The sequence below is a fragment of the Salinibacter sp. 10B genome (genome assembly GCF_002954405.1).
GTDB lineage: Bacteria > Bacteroidota > Rhodothermia > Rhodothermales > Salinibacteraceae > Salinibacter.
The window spans coordinates 593,696-609,553 of sequence record NZ_MQWC01000004.1; the positions used below are offsets into that span (position 1 = coordinate 593,696).

Consider the following 15,858-nt stretch of genomic DNA (forward strand, 5'->3'; position numbering starts at 1 on the left):
GCTCTCGTGTATTACACTTCCACGTCCAGGAACTCCTCGAACGCAGCGAGCACACGTTGGCGGACGGCGGATCGCTCCTCCATCGGGACAAGCGGCAGCCGCACGTGGGGATCGATAAGGCCCATGGCCGCGCAGACGTCCTTGATCGGCACGGGATTGGTTTCGAGGAAGCAGGCCCGCATGGCGGGCAGCAGATCGAAGTGGTGCGTCCGCGCCGTGGCGAAATCGCCGTCGAGCCCCGCCCGTACCATGGACGACATCCGCTCCGGAAGAGCATTGCTAATGACCGACACGACCCCATCCCCTCCCATCGCCAGCAGCGGGAGCGTAATCTCATCATCGCCCGCATAAACGGCAAAATCGTCCGGCCGGTGGTGAAGAATGTCGCCCACCTGTGCAAGATCCCCGGAGGCCTCTTTTACCCCGACCACCGACGGAACCTCATCGGCCAAGTGGAGCACCGTTTCGGCCTCAATATTAAAGCTGGTCCGAGACGGAACGTTGTAGAGAATGATGGGCGCATCGGCAGCATCGGCAATCGCTTCGACGTGAGCAATGAAGCCGGACTGCGACGGCTTGTTGTAATACGGTCCCACCACGAGAAGACCATCGGCCCCCGCCTCCACGGCAGCCGTGGAGTAGGCAACACTTTTCTCCGTATTATTGGTACCAGTCCCGACAATCACCGGCACACGCCCGTCCGCCGTGTTGACAGCGATGTCTACCAGTCGGCGACGCTCAGCTTTACTTACCGTTGGATTCTCACCGGTGGTACCCAATACCACAAGGCCCGAGACGCCCTTGTCAATCTGACGCTCAATGAGCGTGCGGAACGCGGCCTCATCTACGTCATCCTCGTCCGTAAATGGCGTAACGAGCGCCGGGGCCACGCCCCGAAAGAGAAGATCGGTTGCCATAAAACATCACTATTCAGTTCGAAGTAATTGCAAACGGAGGGGGGGCGCCGTCCCTACCCCGACAGCAAGTCGTCAAGCATGCCGTCAAGCGAATAGAGACCGTGTCGGCCCTCCAGCCACTCGGCCGCCTGTACCGCCCCCGCCGCAAATCCTTTTCGATTCTTTGCGCGATGGCCCACGGTAATCTGGTCGTACGGACCGTCGAAGGTCACCGTGTGCTCGCCGAAGACCGTCCCGGCTCGGGTCGACGTCACGTGCACGGCGGTGGAATCGATCCGCTGGTGCTGCGTCTCGGTTTCGACGTGGTCTTTGCGCTCCAACCCCTCCACGAGGAGCCCGCCCAGCATCTGCGCCGTGCCACTGGGGCTGTCTACCTTCTTCGTGTGGTGGACCTCTTGAACAAACGGGTCGTAGGCGTCGAGCTCATCGAGCAGGGGCAGTATGCCGGAAAGGGCTCGCTGGACGACCGACACGCCCATCGAAAAGTTGGGGGCATAGAGAAGTGAGGCCTCATGATCGGCCACCCATTGCTCAACAGTGTCGAGCTCATCGTACCAGCCGGTCGTCCCGATCACGGCCGGAAGGCCCCACTCACAGTATTGACGGATGTGATCCAGAGCAAGGGAAGGAAGCGAAAAATCGATGGCTACGTCCGCACCGGCCACGGCAGCGGGCGAGGCCATCTCAAAGGGCCGGTCTGAGCTAAACCGTGCGTGAATGTCGTGCCCCTGTTCGGCGGCAACATGCTCGACGGCCGTCCCCATCTGGCCGGTACCCACCAGCGCAATGTGCATTGTGCAATCAATAGACCGAGTGCGAGAGGATTGAACGTCTAGGCTTAATCTATGCCTTACGGGGCCACTTTGCAAAAGCTGAACTGCTCACCCGCATGGACTCACAATTTCTGTGAAACGGCGATTCTGAACAACAAGACCGGAACGCGCCCCTCGCGCAAAAGTTAGTCGACTGCTACTTAGGAAAGAGGCTGTCCCGAGCACAGGCAGCACACTGAGAGTCTTTGGGGCCATAGCTCAGTTGGTAGAGCGCTTGCATGGCATGCAAGAGGTCCTGGGTTCGAATCCCAGTGGCTCCACATTCCTTCTTACGATGCCCCGAGCCCCCGCGGTTCGGGGCATCGTTTTTTGTCTCCCTGCGATTCTCTTCCCCTCCTGCCGTCCCCCCAGAACAGCGTGCTCGGTCGGCATTCGCGTCCTCCCAGCCGAACACGAAGGGAGGTCCCCACAACGAGGATCCGCTTCTCTTCCAGTATCGGGTCGGCTCACAGCGCATCGAGTAGCCAGTCCACCTGCCGCTGGCGCAGACGTCGGACCGCCTGCTGCGAATGCGGATCGGCGCTGAATTCCGCCCATCGTTCGCTCATGTGTGCGGCGTCGACGGCTGCCCACAGGGGATCGGGATGCGTGCAAGCATGAACCGTCAGCAGACGAGCAGCATCGGCCTCGCGCCGCGGAAGGCCCAATGCCGCGGCCCGCACGATCTCGTCCGCCAGGTCTTCCCGCACCTCCGTCCAGGGTTCATCTCCCTCTTGTACTGCCCTCCAAAGGCGTCCAGTGGGAGACGCTGATTCGTCTGCCTCTCCCCTCGTCTGCTGTGCACACCTCCGTGCAAACGCCCGCATGTGATCGACGGACTGCTGCTCCCCCACGTACGTGATAAGTTGTACGCGGGGCAGAGAGGTCCAGGGCACTTCTTCTCCCGTCGTACGGTCGAGCACAACCGCCCGCTGCTCCCGGCTATCAAAAATGTAGTAGAACCGGTCCACCGTCGCATCTGAGATCATCGCAGAACGAACGCAATAGGTGTTGGAGAAAAAAAATGATCGTCGCGCTTCTCATTCATCATGCACGTCACACCAGCGCCGCAGGATTCTGCAACAAACACGTCGTCACCAAATATAGAAAGTTCGGACAGACGACTTCCCCCTACCACTTCCGGGAGCGCGCCCTCCGACACGGGGCCCACCCGCCGTCGATTTGCGGCCTGTTCCTGGTCACCCTCCCGAACACGCTTGCCTGACTGCCTATGTGGTCTTTTGCCAAACGCCGCCTTCTTCCGGCCCTCGTCCTCGTTATAATCGGGGGCGTCGCCGGCGCGCAGCTTCACTCGTATGTGTCCCCCGACGACGCGATCGACCAGTTCAAGAAGCTGAAGCAGGCGTTTGTGCTCATCAGCGGAAAATACGTGGAGCCCGTCAGTGCGGGAAACCTGGCCGAGAGTGGTGTGAAGGGCATGCTCAACGATCTTGACCCCCACTCCACCTACATTCCCGCCAAAGAGGCGAAGCGAACCCGCGACCGGTATCGGGGCTCGTTCGGGGGCATTGGGATTCGATTCGACATTTTGAACGACACGGCCCGCGTGGTGTCGCCGCTGGCGGGAGGGCCCAGCGAGGAGGCCGGCATCATGGCCGGGGACCGGATCGTGAAGATCGAGGACTCAACGGCCATTGGACTTTCAAATACGGGAATCCGGAAGCGCCTGACCGGAAAGATCGGAACGGAAGTCACCTTTACCGTCTACCGCCCCCTGTCTGAGAAGAACTTCACCTTCACCATCGAGCGTGGAGAAATTCCCTTGTACTCGGTCCACTCCTCTTACATGATCGACGAGAGGACCGGCTACATTGACGTTGGGCGATTTGCCAAATCGACGCCCGAGGAGTTCCTCAGTAAGGTTGACACGCTGAAGACGGAAGGCATGGAGCGGCTCGTCGTGGACCTTCGCGGCAATCCCGGTGGCGTCATGGAGTCCGCCGTGAAAATCGCCGATGAGATGCTCGGAACGGCCGGCCAAACCATCGTCGAGACGAAAGGACGAAGTGCCCGCATCAATCAAACCCTCCGGGCGCAAGGGGGTGGCGCACTGGCGGGTCAACCCATCACCGTGCTGGTGGACGGCAACTCCGCCTCCGCAAGTGAGATTCTGGCAGGGGCCCTCCAGGACCACGATCGAGGGCTCCTCGTGGGCCGCCGCACCTTCGGCAAGGGCCTCGTGCAAAAGCCTTACCGCCTCAACGACGGCAGCTTCCTGCAGCTCACTGTGGGCCGCTACTACACCCCGGTGGGTCGCCTCATCCAGACGCCGTACGAAAAGGGCAACATGAAGCAGTACTACAAGGATAAGTTTGCGAACCGTCGGGACGCGATCTACAATGTCAGCAAATACAAGGAGAGCATTCCGGATTCACTGACGTACACGACTGAGCATGGCCGAACGGTCTTCGGTGGGGGGGGCATTCTCCCTGACTATGTCGTTAAGCCGGACACGACCTCTCTCTCGGGCTTCCTCCGCCGAAGCGAAGTGGATCGGCTTTTTGCCCTGGCGGCGCGGGAGTGGTTTTCGCAGCACGATAAACAGCTCCGTAGCACGTGGCAGGGCCGGAAACAGGAATTCCTCTCCACGTACGAAGTGCCCGACGAAGCGGTCTCCTCGTTCTGGAGTTACGTGCAGGACAACGGGGTCCTTACCCTCACCACAACCCCCGACAGCGTGGACGCTGGCGATCAGGTGTATCTGAAGGCGAACGCGGACGACGCCCACGCGCTTGTGCGCCCCCACCTCAAGGGCTTCCTGGCGAATACGTTGTTCGGTCGAGGAGCGGGACGCCCTCTGCTGAACAGGGTGGATCCCGCCGTGCAGAAGGCCATGACGCTGTGGCCTTCGTCGAAAGAGCTCGCGGGCTATCATGCGTCTGCCGGCGCCGTTCAAAACGACTAGACCGGCGCCTCCCGTCCATGAAGCTCGACGTCCCACGCTGCGGGGATCCTCGGTCCCCCCAACGGCTCTGGGGATCCGCTCCGTTCTAGCCGTTCGATCCCTGAAAAATCGGGGATACCACACGCGACGCCTGTATTCTCGCGTCCGACGGAGGCTCTGGTGGTACGTCACGTCTCTACGTCCGGGAGAACGATGGCCCGCGGACTGTATTCAGGCCGCAGAATGCCATATTCAACACAGCGTGTTCATTCAGCACCCCGACAGCCTCAGCTTGACTGCCCACTAGACCCGATGGTCGCGCAGGGGACACTGCAACAAAAGTGCCTCTCCGAAATAGGAAGAGAGTTGGGCCTTTGCACTCGCTCCCGGACTCATGCCCCGGCCTAGCGCTCCCCAACGCCGTTGACTTCTCCTTTTTCAGATTCTCAGCGATCCTCCATGACGCGGCTCAACAAGTATCACATTCTTCCCGCCCTTGCCCTTCTCCTGTTTGGGGCGATTCTCGGCGTGCAGTTCGACTCGCGTCTCTCAGCCGATGACGCCCTGAACCAGTTCGAGAAGCTCAAGCAAGCCTTCGTCATCATCAACGGGAAGTACGTTGAGCGCGTCGACTCGAAGGCAATGGTGGAGGAGGGCGTGAAGGGAATGCTCAAGAGCCTTGACCCTCACTCCAGCTACATCCCGCCCGAGCAGGTGCGGGACACGCGCGATCGGTACCAGGGCTCGTTCGGGGGCATCGGCATTCGGTTTGAGCCCGGTGATACGGCGCGCGTCGTGGCCCCCATCGCAGGCGGCCCCAGCGAGAAGGTTGGCATCATGGCCGGCGACCGAATCGTCGAGATTGAGGATTCCACTGCAATCGGCCTCTCCGGAGATCAAATCCAGGACCGCCTGAAAGGGAAAATCGGCACGGAGGTGACCCTTACGATCTACCGCCCTCTCGCCGACAAGCGACTGACGTTCACAATTTCGCGGGACGAAATTCCTCTCTACTCGATCCGCTCTTCGTACATGGTGGACGACAAGACCGGATACATCGAAATCACCCGGTTTGCCATGTCCACCCACAAGGAGTTTATGGAGAAGGTCACGAGCCTCAAGAAGCAAGGCATGGAGCGGCTCGTCCTAGACCTGCGTAACAATCCCGGCGGCGTCATGCAATCGGCCGTGAAAATTGCCGACGAGATGCTGGGCGCCGACATGACGCTCGTGCGCACAAAGGGGCGCAGTGCGGAAATGAACACGCGGTACAAGGGCCATGACGGTGGCGCCCTCGAAAACCAGCCGATTACCGTTCTCATTAACCGGCAATCGGCGTCGGCCAGCGAGATCTTGGCCGGGGCACTACAAGATCACGACCGGGCTCTTCTCGTGGGCCGCCGCACGTTCGGCAAGGCCCTGGTGCAAAAACAGTTTGAACTGAACGATGGGAGCCTGATGCAGATGACGGTGGGCCGCTACTATACCCCGGTGGGCCGGCTTATCCAAACGCCGTACGAAAAGGGCAAGATGCAGCAGTACTACGAGGAGAAATCCACAAGCTGGCGGGACGCGGTCTATAACGTCGAGGAGTACAAGAAAAGCATTCCGGATTCTCTCGTCTTCAAGACCGACCATGGCCGCACGGTCTTCGGGGGCGGCGGCATTCTTCCGGATTACGTTGTAGCCCCGGATACGACATCCCTCGCCACCTTTATCCGCGGGAGCCAGCTCGACGCCATCTTCGCCCGCGAGTGGTTCTCACGGCATGAGCAACAGATCCGGAGTACATGGCAGAACCGAGAGCAGGAATTTCTCGCCTCGTACGAGGTGCCCAACGACGCGATCTCCGCGTTCTGGTCTTTTGCTCAGGAAGAGGACGTGCTCACGTTAACGCCCACCCCGGACTCGGTGAATGTAAAGGAGCGAGTCTTTCCCCAATCTGAGGCCGATGACCTGAATTCGTTTGTGCGCTCCCGCCTCAAGGGACGCCTCGCAAATGTGATCTACGGGACGGGTACCGGACAGCCCATCCTGAATCGATCGAATCCGACGTTCCAGAAGGCCATGTCGCTCTGGCCGTCCTCCATCGATCTGGCCGGGTATCATACGGCCTCTTCCCCGCTCAAGAACGAGTAGAGGTCGGCCTCCCTCCTCCTCGACAGCTGCAACGGCCCAGTCCTCCGTCTTTCCGGAAAGCTGGGCCGTTTGTAGTTGTGCGGAGCTGTCCTTCCAATGTTGCTTCAGTCCGCCCGGTCTCCTACGGACGGGTCCTCTCTTGAAGGGTAGAAAACGGCACCGTCCGTCCGCGGCGCATCTTGTCGGCCAGGCTGCCGCTGACGATCGCAATCCGTACTTCCACGGGAATCGTCTCGTTGTAAATGGTCCGATCGCTGCCGTAGTTGGTCCCGACAATGACTCCAGCAACGCTGATGCTGTCCCGGGTCCACGTCGACCGCACCTCGACGCGTCCGGGACGCGGATTGGCCTGCCACTCCTCTGTTCGAATGACGCTGCCAAAAGACCCTTCCTTGGTCGCTTGCAACTCGTACTGTTGGAGTCGGAGATCTTCCCCCACCACAGACTGAATCGCACTTAGGTCGGTGGTGGACTGTCGATAGGTCACCTCTCCAGCGGCATTGGCGGTGGGATACGTACCGGCACTCGCCCCGCTTAGATCACTGTCAAACGGAACCGGAGGGGGCGTCGTAAACGTCTCAACAATGCCACTCTTATACTCAGAACCGGACGCCGCGTCATACGCTCGAATGCGTGCGGTAAAGCGGTCCGGCTCGACGATGACCTCGTGGATATCGTGTTGGTCGGTCGTGCCTGTGTAGAAGCGACGATCGCTCCCTCCTACGGCCTCGGCCGCAAACAGACTGTCGCGAGACGGCGACGGAAGCTGCTCCAGCAGATCGTACTCGACCTGAGCAAATGGATCCGCTTCGCGCTCCACATTGCTCGGATTTCCTTCTCCATCAAACGCGAAGCGAATCGGTCCCGGCTGGAATCCACTTCCCGGCACCCGAACGTAGGTCTTAACGTACATCGAGTCGGCAATCGTCACCGATGTTATGGCCGTGTCCATGGCCGCCCCCCACTGGATCGAAAGAGTGTCCCCCTTCGACGTCAGGGTATTGCTCCCCCGGTCGAAGGTTGTATTCTGCACGTGATCCGTCAAATCCAGATTGATGATCTTGGGCTCGGCTCCGTCCGCCCCCGGAGGCCCCTGTTCGCCCTGCGGCCCTTCCGGCCCCTGCGGGCCCTGGGGTCCCGCCGGCCCTTCGCAGGCAAGCAGCCCTCCCCCCACAAGCCCCCAGATGAGGACGACGACCACACGCGAATTCAGAAGTGCCCGGACGGACAAACCGAGACAAACCATGGTACGTTCAGGTAGATGTGAGACACAATCGGCGTCGAAATCTTAACAGAAGTGTGAACGAAAAGACAAAGAATATCAAGTCCTCTTCACATTTTCCGTCATTCGGCTCGCTCGGAGAGGGACGCCCACAGCAGTTCGGCCGGGTGTTGGGCCGTTCGGTCGGTCACATCTTTGATTTGTGAACGGCACGAAAAGCCCGTAGCCGCGAGAATCGTGTCGTCGTCAGCCGCACGGACCGCCGGGGCCAGTTGCAGCTCCGCCATCTCCTTCGATACCTCCACGTGCTCCGCTTCGTAGCCGAAGCTGCCGGCCATGCCACAGCAACCGGCATCAACGGCCTCGACCTGATAGCCGGGCAACGAGAGGGCCCGTTCCGTGGCGTCAGTGCCGATGAGGGCCTTCTGGTGGCAGTGCCCGTGCAGGAGCACGTCGCCGGTCGTCGTCGCCCAGTCCACATGCTCGAACGCGCCGGCCGCGGCCCGTCGCGCCACGTACTCCTCAAACGTGCATACGTGCTCCGCCACGACCTCCGCCCGAGGTTCGCCCGGCAGGAGATCCAAAAACTCATCTCGCAACGTCAGGATGCAACTCGGCTCCAGTCCGACGATGGGCACCCCGTCGTCGGCGTACGGAAAGAGTGCCTCCACCGTCCGCAGGGCCCGGCGCTGGGCCGCCGGGATCTGTCCCTTTGAGAGCAGGGTGCGCCCGCAGCACATGCGCGCCTCCGGGACCTCAACCCGATGGCCGGTGACGTCGAGAAATTGCGCGGCGGCTTGGAGGGGCGGAGGCGTGTGATACGAATTGAAAGAGTCGGCAAAAAGCACCACACGCGGACCGGGCACCGTGTTCGACGACGTCGAGGACTGGCGTCGGAACCACTGGCGGAACGTTTGCTGAGCAAACGGCGGCACGCTCCGGTCCGCATCGACACCAAACATCATTTCCCCCATCTTCCGCAGCGTCGGGCGCTCGCCGAGCCAGTTGGCCACCGGAGCCAGCGGCGTCCCGCTCACCCACCGCGCCCAGTCCGGCTGATGGGCAAAGAGGCGCGTGCGAAGCGGCATCGAATGCTTCTGCCAGTACTGGTGTTGCCACTCGGTCTTGACCTTCGCCATGTCGACATTCGACGGGCACTCCGTCTTGCAGGCCTTGCACTGGATGCAAAGATCCATCACGTCGGCCATGTCGTCGCCCGTCATCGCCTCCTCCGACAGATCCCCCGCCAGGGCACTACGGAGCGCATTGGCACGGCCCCGGGTCGAGTCCTGCTCGTCTCGTGTGGCCCGGAAGCTCGGACACATGGTGCCCGCCCGCAGCTTGCGACAGGCCCCATTGCCGTTACACTTCTCCACCGCCCCGGCAAAGTCCCCATCGCCTGAAAAGTCGAGCTCCGTCCGGAACGGACGCGTCCGGTACTCCGGTCCCATGCGCAGATGCTCCGTCATGCGCGGGGCATCGACAACCTTCCCCGGATTAAGAATACAATCGGGATCGAAGATCTCTTTTGTCGTACGACAGAGCTCGTAGAGGTCCTCGCCCAGAATCTCCGGATTGGCCCAGCCCCGAGCAATGCCGTCCCCGTGCTCCGAGGACACGACCCCGCCATACCTTTTCACGAGATCAAGCGACTCTCTCGCGATCTGCTCCATTTTTTCCACTTCTGCCTCGTCGCGGGTGTTAATAAACGGCCGGACGTGCAGACACCCCGCAGAGGCATGCGCGTAGTACGCGGCCCGCGTGTCCGTGGCGTCGATGACGGTGGAAAGTTCGTCAATGTAATCCGCAAGATTCTCGACCGGAACCGACGCATCTTCAATAAAGGCCCACGGCTTATAGTCGCCCTCCACGCCCATGAGGAGGCCGAGGCCCTCCTTCCGGATGGACCACACATTCTCCACGGCGTCCGGCTCTTCGACCCGAACGACGGCGTAGCCCCGACTCGTGTTCGCAATGGCGTGATCGAGTGCGTTGAGCTGGTCGGCCACCTCCTCCCTCGTGTTTCCCGAGTATTCTGTAATGAGGACGCCCCCGGGCTCCCCCTTGATAAAGGTCAGCCGTTTGGCGTACCCTTCGGTCTGCCGGGTGCGCTCGATTGCCACTCCGTCAAAGAGCTCGACGGCCGTCGGATCGGTCTCCAGGACCGTCGTCACGGCCCGGAGGGCATCGTCGCGCGTCTCGAAATGAGCCACCCCGAGGGCCGTATGGCTCGGCTTCTCCACGAGGTCACACGTAATTTCGGTGGTCACGGCCAGGGTGCCCTCACTGCCACAAATGAGCTTCGCCAGATTGCGCTCCTCTTCCAGAAGCGTCTCCAACCGGTAGCCGTTGTTACGCCGCCAGTGGCCCGGCGTATCATTCACGATAGTCTCCCGCCCCCCGTCCGCAAGCATCGCCTCCAGACTGCGATAGATGGCCCCTTCCAGCCCCGACCTCCGCATCCGCTCCTGCCACTCGGGATGGCTCAGTGCCCCGAACGTAGCAGACGTCCCGTCCGCAAGCAGTACCTCCGCCTCCCGCACGTGGTGGATAAAGTTGCCGTAGGTGATCGAATGGGTCCCCGTAGAGTTGTTCGCGAGCATGCCCCCAAGGGTGGCGCGATTGGCACTCGCCGGATCCGGCCCGACCATGAGGCCGTGCTCGGCGGCGGCCCGATTCAGTTCGCTGAGCGTTACGCCCGGCTGAACCCTGGCGGTCTGGGCCTCTGGGTCGATCTCCAGAATATCGCTGAGGTGCTTCGTAAAGTCGATGACCAGGGCCGTATTGACGCCCTGCCCCGCCAGCGAGGAGCCGCCGCCCCGGGGCAGCACCGGAATGCCCATGGTCGAGGCCACCTCCAGGGTCGCCTGGACATCATCCACGGTCTCGGGCACCAGCACTCCAATCGGGGTCATGGCATACATGCTGGCATCCGTCGCGTACAGCGCCCGCGTCATCTCGTCGGTGTGCAACTCCCCGGACACCCGGGGCCGAAGCGTCTCGTCGAGGGCCTGGTGGTATTTGGTGGAAGCAGAAGACATGCGGTCGAATGGCAGTGGAAAAACGCGTACGGGATTGCCTCTTCAAGGTACCCAGGCAGAGGGATGCGCGTCAATCCATCCCCTCCGGTTTTCTGGAAAGAATGGAGACCGCCCCCGTCCCCTCCAGACGACTGTCGCCTGGCCCCGGACTCCCTGCTGCTGTCTATCGAAGGAATCCTCCACGTGGACGTGCGGCGGATCGAAATCGTCGTAGTCCCTCGTCATCCGCACCCCGTAAAGCGACAGAGCTCAGGCATGAGCTTTAGACTTCAGATTCGGAAATACCTCCTCTGGTGATTTGCCTGTCCACTTCAGATACGCCGCATCCGGGCGGAGTTCGATCGAGATTGGCATTCGTCTTCCGTCAGCTCTATCAGTGAGTTATACAGACACTACGGATTCGCTTGGACTCACATCTTCGGTCATAATTCTACGCGGAACGATGACACCTCCCCGGGCACGCGCTTTCCGTCGTCCATGGTCGCCCCCCACCAAAAAACGCGAATCGCGTCCTCGTTCTCCCCCATCGTGATCACCTCGAATTCCACCACCCTCTGCTCACCGGCAGGAATCGGCTCGCCATCAAGGTCTGGAGGAGCTAAAAGTACGGTCGGGAGGACGCTAACGCCAATCATGCGGACCCAAACCGGCCCACTCCGGCGGTTCTTAATCACGATCGCTTCGTCTTGAACGGTTGCCGTCACCCCGTCAGACCCAACGGATTCCTCTTCTCCAAACAGGGAGCATCCTGTGAGAAGGAGACCGCATACTAGAACTGGTGCCAAAATGCGAAGCGGAAGAGGGACACGGTCGGGATGAGAACAACGGAAGATCATGGATCCATAGCTGTGTAAAGCGACATCATCGGAAAAAACCCGCCGTCTTCCGATGGGAATACACCTCAGGGATATGTCGATGACCACTGACCCTCCGTATAACGATAAAACTCACCTGACCCGGGCAAGCAAAACGTTCAATTCGAACCGACACCAATCAAGACAAAAGCGTAGGACGGAGTGTTCATCGGCTCGTATCGTCACTGTTAGTCACCGAAGTCAAACTGCACTATCGTACCTGCTCGAAAACGGCAGCAGCCGGGGGTCAAGTGTAGTGGCGGGTCAAAGCGTCCATTCATTTATCGATCCGTGCGGAAATTTCTAGACTTGCTCCCAGGAGCTACGAGGAGTACAGGCATCCCGCACTCCGAAAGCCCTGAGACAGCCCTGAATGATCAGACATGTCCGCCCCTTCAGACCTCACGTCCGGATTTTCTGGGGGCGGCGGCATATTCTCTCGATGTTCAGTCATCAATCACGAGCAAGATTCGGTTCCCATGATCTACGCTCGCCTCCTCCTGCTCCCACTTCTCTTCGCCGCTTTGGCGGGCCCGGTACACGCCCAGCAGCCCGTCTCCAACGCCCGGGACACCACGAAAACCGTGACTCACCGAAAAAAGCCGCGCCAGGCAGTGATCTATTCGATGAGCGGAACGATCCTTCTTACGCCTGCTCTCGGGACCGGGCTGATCATTGGCCCCGCCTTCGGCCACCTCTATGCTCGAAACTACCGGCAGGCCCTCCTCGGTATCGGAACCCGCCTGAGTGGATTGCTGCCACCGGCTGCCGTGTGGGTAGCGGCCGCAATGGACGACCAGACCGCAGGACCAGCTTACGGTCCCCTCCTTGGATTGGCCGCCATCGCGGGCGGGGTCATCATTCTTCAGAGTGCGATCCAAGACATCCGCACGGCGGACAACTCGGCTCGCGAGTACAACCGGGCCCACGGCCTGCAGACCTCCGGCGTGCAGATGCAAATGGCCCCAACCCTCGGGGGACCTCGAGGCACGGAGGTCGGATTGGCCCTGCGGATCCGGTTCTGAACGGGGCCGGGAGATGTCGTGCTGCGCCCTGAGCGACGGGACTGAAGGAAACGAGCGAGGAAGTAGTTTTCGACTGCGGCATTCCTTTACCCCCACCTGCTGGACGACGGAACGGGCATCCGCACCGTCCAGAAGCTGTTGGGTCCCATGGACGGGCACACCACGATGCAGTCCGTTCACGTGCGAGAACGAAGCGGGGCCGGCGTGTAGAGTCCCTTCGACCCACTCGACGCGCCCTAAGCTCGACTTTGGCCATTTGACTTCGACCAATCGTCGTTTCTAGAAGATGGAGGCCGGTAGGCGTAGTATTTATTTGATGTCGGGGGCAAACCGCGACATGGAAATAATCAAAAAGTGCCTCAATCCGCTGGAATAGGCAGTTTTTCGGTCAATCGAAAGCGCCAAAGTCGAGCTTAGAACCTGTTTTCATTTACGCCCGTCTCCACATCCGATGCCGATATTTTCGTAGACGAAAAGCACATCGGAGCGTATACCCCTGCATCCCCGGCGGGGAGGAACGGGTCCGCAGTCGTAGCGTCCTGCCGAACTCACAGCGTATGAAATTAAAACAGATTCTAAAACGTTATGAGGGAGTCTCGGCCCCTGTCGCAATCGGGGCGGACAGGCATGCATCCGGGATCGCAAACGCATCCACCAGTCCCTCGGCCGCCGGTCGCACCTCGTCGCAGAGGTCGTTCACTTCGCCCCGGATGGCTTTGGCCTTGGTCGACTCCACGTAGCCCGCCTCCAGGAACCAGTCCAGGTCCGCCTCGATGCGGGAGAGCGCAAATAGCTGTCGGAGCAGCGTGAGGGGGGCAGCAAGCACCTCGTCGGGCTGGTCCTCGACGGCCTGAGCAAACCGATCGAGAACGATGCGTTCGGCCTCTGCGTGGGCCACCTGCACGAGGTGGTCCTGCACGTCGACAAACGCGTCGAACGGATCCATGTCTTCCTCCGTGATGCGACGCTGCAGACGACGACCAGCGGAGAGGAGCATGCGATCGGCCCGGTACTGGAAGGCCGAGCGGTGAAAGTCGAGGCTCCGCAGGTGCGCCGACTCCGTCTTGCGGGTCACCACCGGGTTGAGTTCGGTCATGCGGGTCGCCACTTCGTCGACCACGAAGCGGACCATCCCCAGCAGGTTCATATCGCGAAATTCGCGGCGAAAGTCGGACAACAGCCCCTTCGCCACCTGGAGCATGAGGACGGTGTTGTCGCCCTCGAACGTCGTAAACACGTCGGTGTCGGCCTTCAGGGCGGCGATGCGGTTGTCCCACCGGTAGCCCTGCCCGCCGCACGCCTCGCGGGCCTCCTGTAGCGTATCGGTGGTGTGCCACGTAGCGTACGCCTTAAGGGCATTGGCCTCCGCCTCCACCCGTTCGAGCGGATCTTCGGGGCCTTTCGCCGCAAACCGCTGCGTCAGGTCGTCGAGGGCAAAGTGCAGCGCGTACGTGGTGGCGAGCTTTGGCAGCAGGCGGCGCTTGTGTGTGCGGTAGTCCAGCAGCGGCACCTCCGGCGCGTCCTTCGGCCCAAACTGCCGCCGCCGATTGCCGTAGCGCACGGCGATGGTGAGGCCCGATTTTGCCGCACTCACTCCGGCCCGCGCCACGCTGATGCGTCCGCCGATGAGCGTACTCAGCATGGTGAAGAACCGCTTGCCCGCGCTCGGGATCGGGCTCTCGTAGGTGCCGTCCGCCGCCACGCTGGCAAATCGGTCCAGCATATTCTCGCGCGGGATGCGCACCTTGTCGAACCAGAGGCGCCCGTTATCAACGCCGTTCAGGCCCATCTTTTCTCCGCAGTCCTCGATCCGGACCCGCGGCATGGGCGACCCATTCTCTCGTCGAATGGGCACGAGAAAGGCGTGCACACCGTGCGCCTCCCCATCCGTGTGCAGCTGGGCAAAGACGGTGGCCAGCCGTCCGTGGGCCGCCGCGTTGCCGATCCACTCCTTGCGCGCCCCGTCGTGCGGCGTGTCGATGATGAATTCCTCCGCGTCTGGGTCGTAGTGTGCCGTCGTTTCCAGCTCGCGCACGTTCGAGCCGTGCCCCCACTCCGTCATCGCAAAGCAGCCGGGCAGCTCCAGCGAACCTGCCGTCTCCAGATACTCCTCGTGGTGTCGCTCCGTCCCCAAACGGTGAATGCTTCCCCCAAAGAGGCCGAACTGCACGCCGTACTTGATGACCATGCTGAGGTCGTGGTACGCCAGCGTCTCGAACGCCACGACGAATTTCTCCATGTCCCCTTCCCCTCCGTACTCTTCCGGATAGGCCAGGCTGCCCAGTCCCTGATCGGCCAGGAGCCGACACCAGCGGAGCACCTGCTGGCGATAGGCCGCCGTGCTTGGGGAATCGGGATACTCAAAGACGGGATCCTGCAGCAAGGTGCGAATGTGGTCGCGAAGATCGGCGTGTGGGCCGTCCAGCAACGCCGCCATCGCGTCGACGTCGAACGGCGCCTCCCGCTCCGTCGGCTCGGGCTCCGGCCGCTCCCCCAATAAGTCGCCCATCAGCTCCTCGCCGTCCACGCCTAGGGCATTTTCAATGTCTTCCAGCGCGCGACGAGACGCCTCCGGAAGAGCCGCCCCGTCGCCCCCGACGTTCGCCATCGACACCCCGAGCTCCGCCAGCGAGCTGCGCGCAGTGACGGGGGCATCCTTCGCGGCCGTCTTCAACGCACGGATCCACTGAAAATACTGCGTGGCGGTCGGCGGCGACTGTGGATCGAGATAGCCACATACCTCCTCGCGGACGTCCTCGTCGATCCAGTCTTGTGCCCGGACACGAGCGCGAAGGGTGTCGGCCTCGGACGGTGTGAGCACCCCGTCGGCCCAGGCCACGTAGAGCAGTGGAAGAAGGGCGCGGACCTGCGGAGAGGAGGTATTTAACATTCTTCTGGGTATGGGCGTCTGTGAGTGTGGACGTGGGGGCGTGCCGGGCGAAT

10 protein-coding genes and 1 tRNA gene are annotated in these 15,858 nt (G+C 61.4%); 4 read left to right on the forward strand and 7 right to left on the reverse strand.

Annotated features, from left to right (window positions below):
* Positions 1-11 precede the first annotated feature (11 nt).
* On the reverse strand, positions 12-917 hold the full coding sequence (gene dapA / locus BSZ35_RS02710; RefSeq protein ID WP_105011014.1) for a 4-hydroxy-tetrahydrodipicolinate synthase: 906 nt from the start codon (positions 915-917) through the stop codon (positions 12-14).
* Positions 918-970: 53 nt separating this feature from the next.
* On the reverse strand, positions 971-1,711 hold the full coding sequence (gene dapB, locus BSZ35_RS02715; RefSeq protein WP_105011015.1) for a 4-hydroxy-tetrahydrodipicolinate reductase: 741 nt from the start codon (positions 1,709-1,711) through the stop codon (positions 971-973).
* 226 nt (positions 1,712-1,937) lie between these two features.
* Between dapB and BSZ35_RS02720 the strand changes: the two genes are divergently transcribed.
* Positions 1,938-2,010 (forward strand) — tRNA-Ala (locus BSZ35_RS02720).
* A gap of 186 nt (positions 2,011-2,196) precedes the next feature.
* Here the strand turns inward: BSZ35_RS02720 and BSZ35_RS02725 are convergent.
* A complete protein-coding gene (locus BSZ35_RS02725) occupies positions 2,197-2,718 on the reverse strand; it encodes a hypothetical protein (protein ID WP_258096043.1) in 522 nt (173 codons plus the stop codon).
* A 242-nt stretch (positions 2,719-2,960) separates the two neighbouring features.
* Between BSZ35_RS02725 and BSZ35_RS02735 the strand changes: the two genes are divergently transcribed.
* A complete protein-coding gene (locus tag BSZ35_RS02735) occupies positions 2,961-4,655 on the forward strand; it encodes a S41 family peptidase (protein ID WP_105011017.1) in 1,695 nt (564 codons plus the stop codon).
* A 438-nt stretch (positions 4,656-5,093) separates the two neighbouring features.
* Complete coding sequence (locus BSZ35_RS02740) at positions 5,094-6,773, forward strand: S41 family peptidase (protein ID WP_105011018.1); 1,680 nt, start codon at positions 5,094-5,096, stop codon at positions 6,771-6,773.
* 121 nt (positions 6,774-6,894) lie between these two features.
* On the opposite strand, the gene BSZ35_RS02745 is transcribed toward BSZ35_RS02740, so the two are convergent.
* The 3 genes from BSZ35_RS02745 to BSZ35_RS02755 all read right to left on the reverse strand — a co-directional run bounded on the left by BSZ35_RS02745 (position 6,895) and on the right by BSZ35_RS02755 (position 11,740).
* Entirely contained in the window at positions 6,895-8,019 is a 1,125-nt protein-coding gene (locus BSZ35_RS02745; protein ID WP_105011019.1) for a collagen-like protein, read from the reverse strand.
* A gap of 98 nt (positions 8,020-8,117) precedes the next feature.
* Positions 8,118-11,036: an FAD-binding and (Fe-S)-binding domain-containing protein gene (locus tag BSZ35_RS02750; RefSeq protein WP_105011020.1), complete on the reverse strand. Its 2,919-nt coding sequence runs from the start codon at positions 11,034-11,036 to the stop codon at positions 8,118-8,120.
* 422 nt (positions 11,037-11,458) lie between these two features.
* Entirely contained in the window at positions 11,459-11,740 is a 282-nt protein-coding gene (locus BSZ35_RS02755) for a hypothetical protein (RefSeq protein WP_146109977.1), read from the reverse strand.
* 629 nt (positions 11,741-12,369) lie between these two features.
* Here BSZ35_RS02755 and BSZ35_RS02760 point away from each other — a divergent pair.
* Entirely contained in the window at positions 12,370-12,915 is a 546-nt protein-coding gene (locus tag BSZ35_RS02760; protein ID WP_105011022.1) for a hypothetical protein, read from the forward strand.
* Positions 12,916-13,498: 583 nt separating this feature from the next.
* Here BSZ35_RS02760 and BSZ35_RS02765 read toward each other — a convergent pair.
* Positions 13,499-15,805, reverse strand: a complete 2,307-nt coding sequence (locus BSZ35_RS02765) for an acyl-CoA dehydrogenase (protein WP_105011023.1) — start codon at positions 15,803-15,805, stop codon at positions 13,499-13,501.
* Positions 15,806-15,858 lie beyond the last annotated feature (53 nt).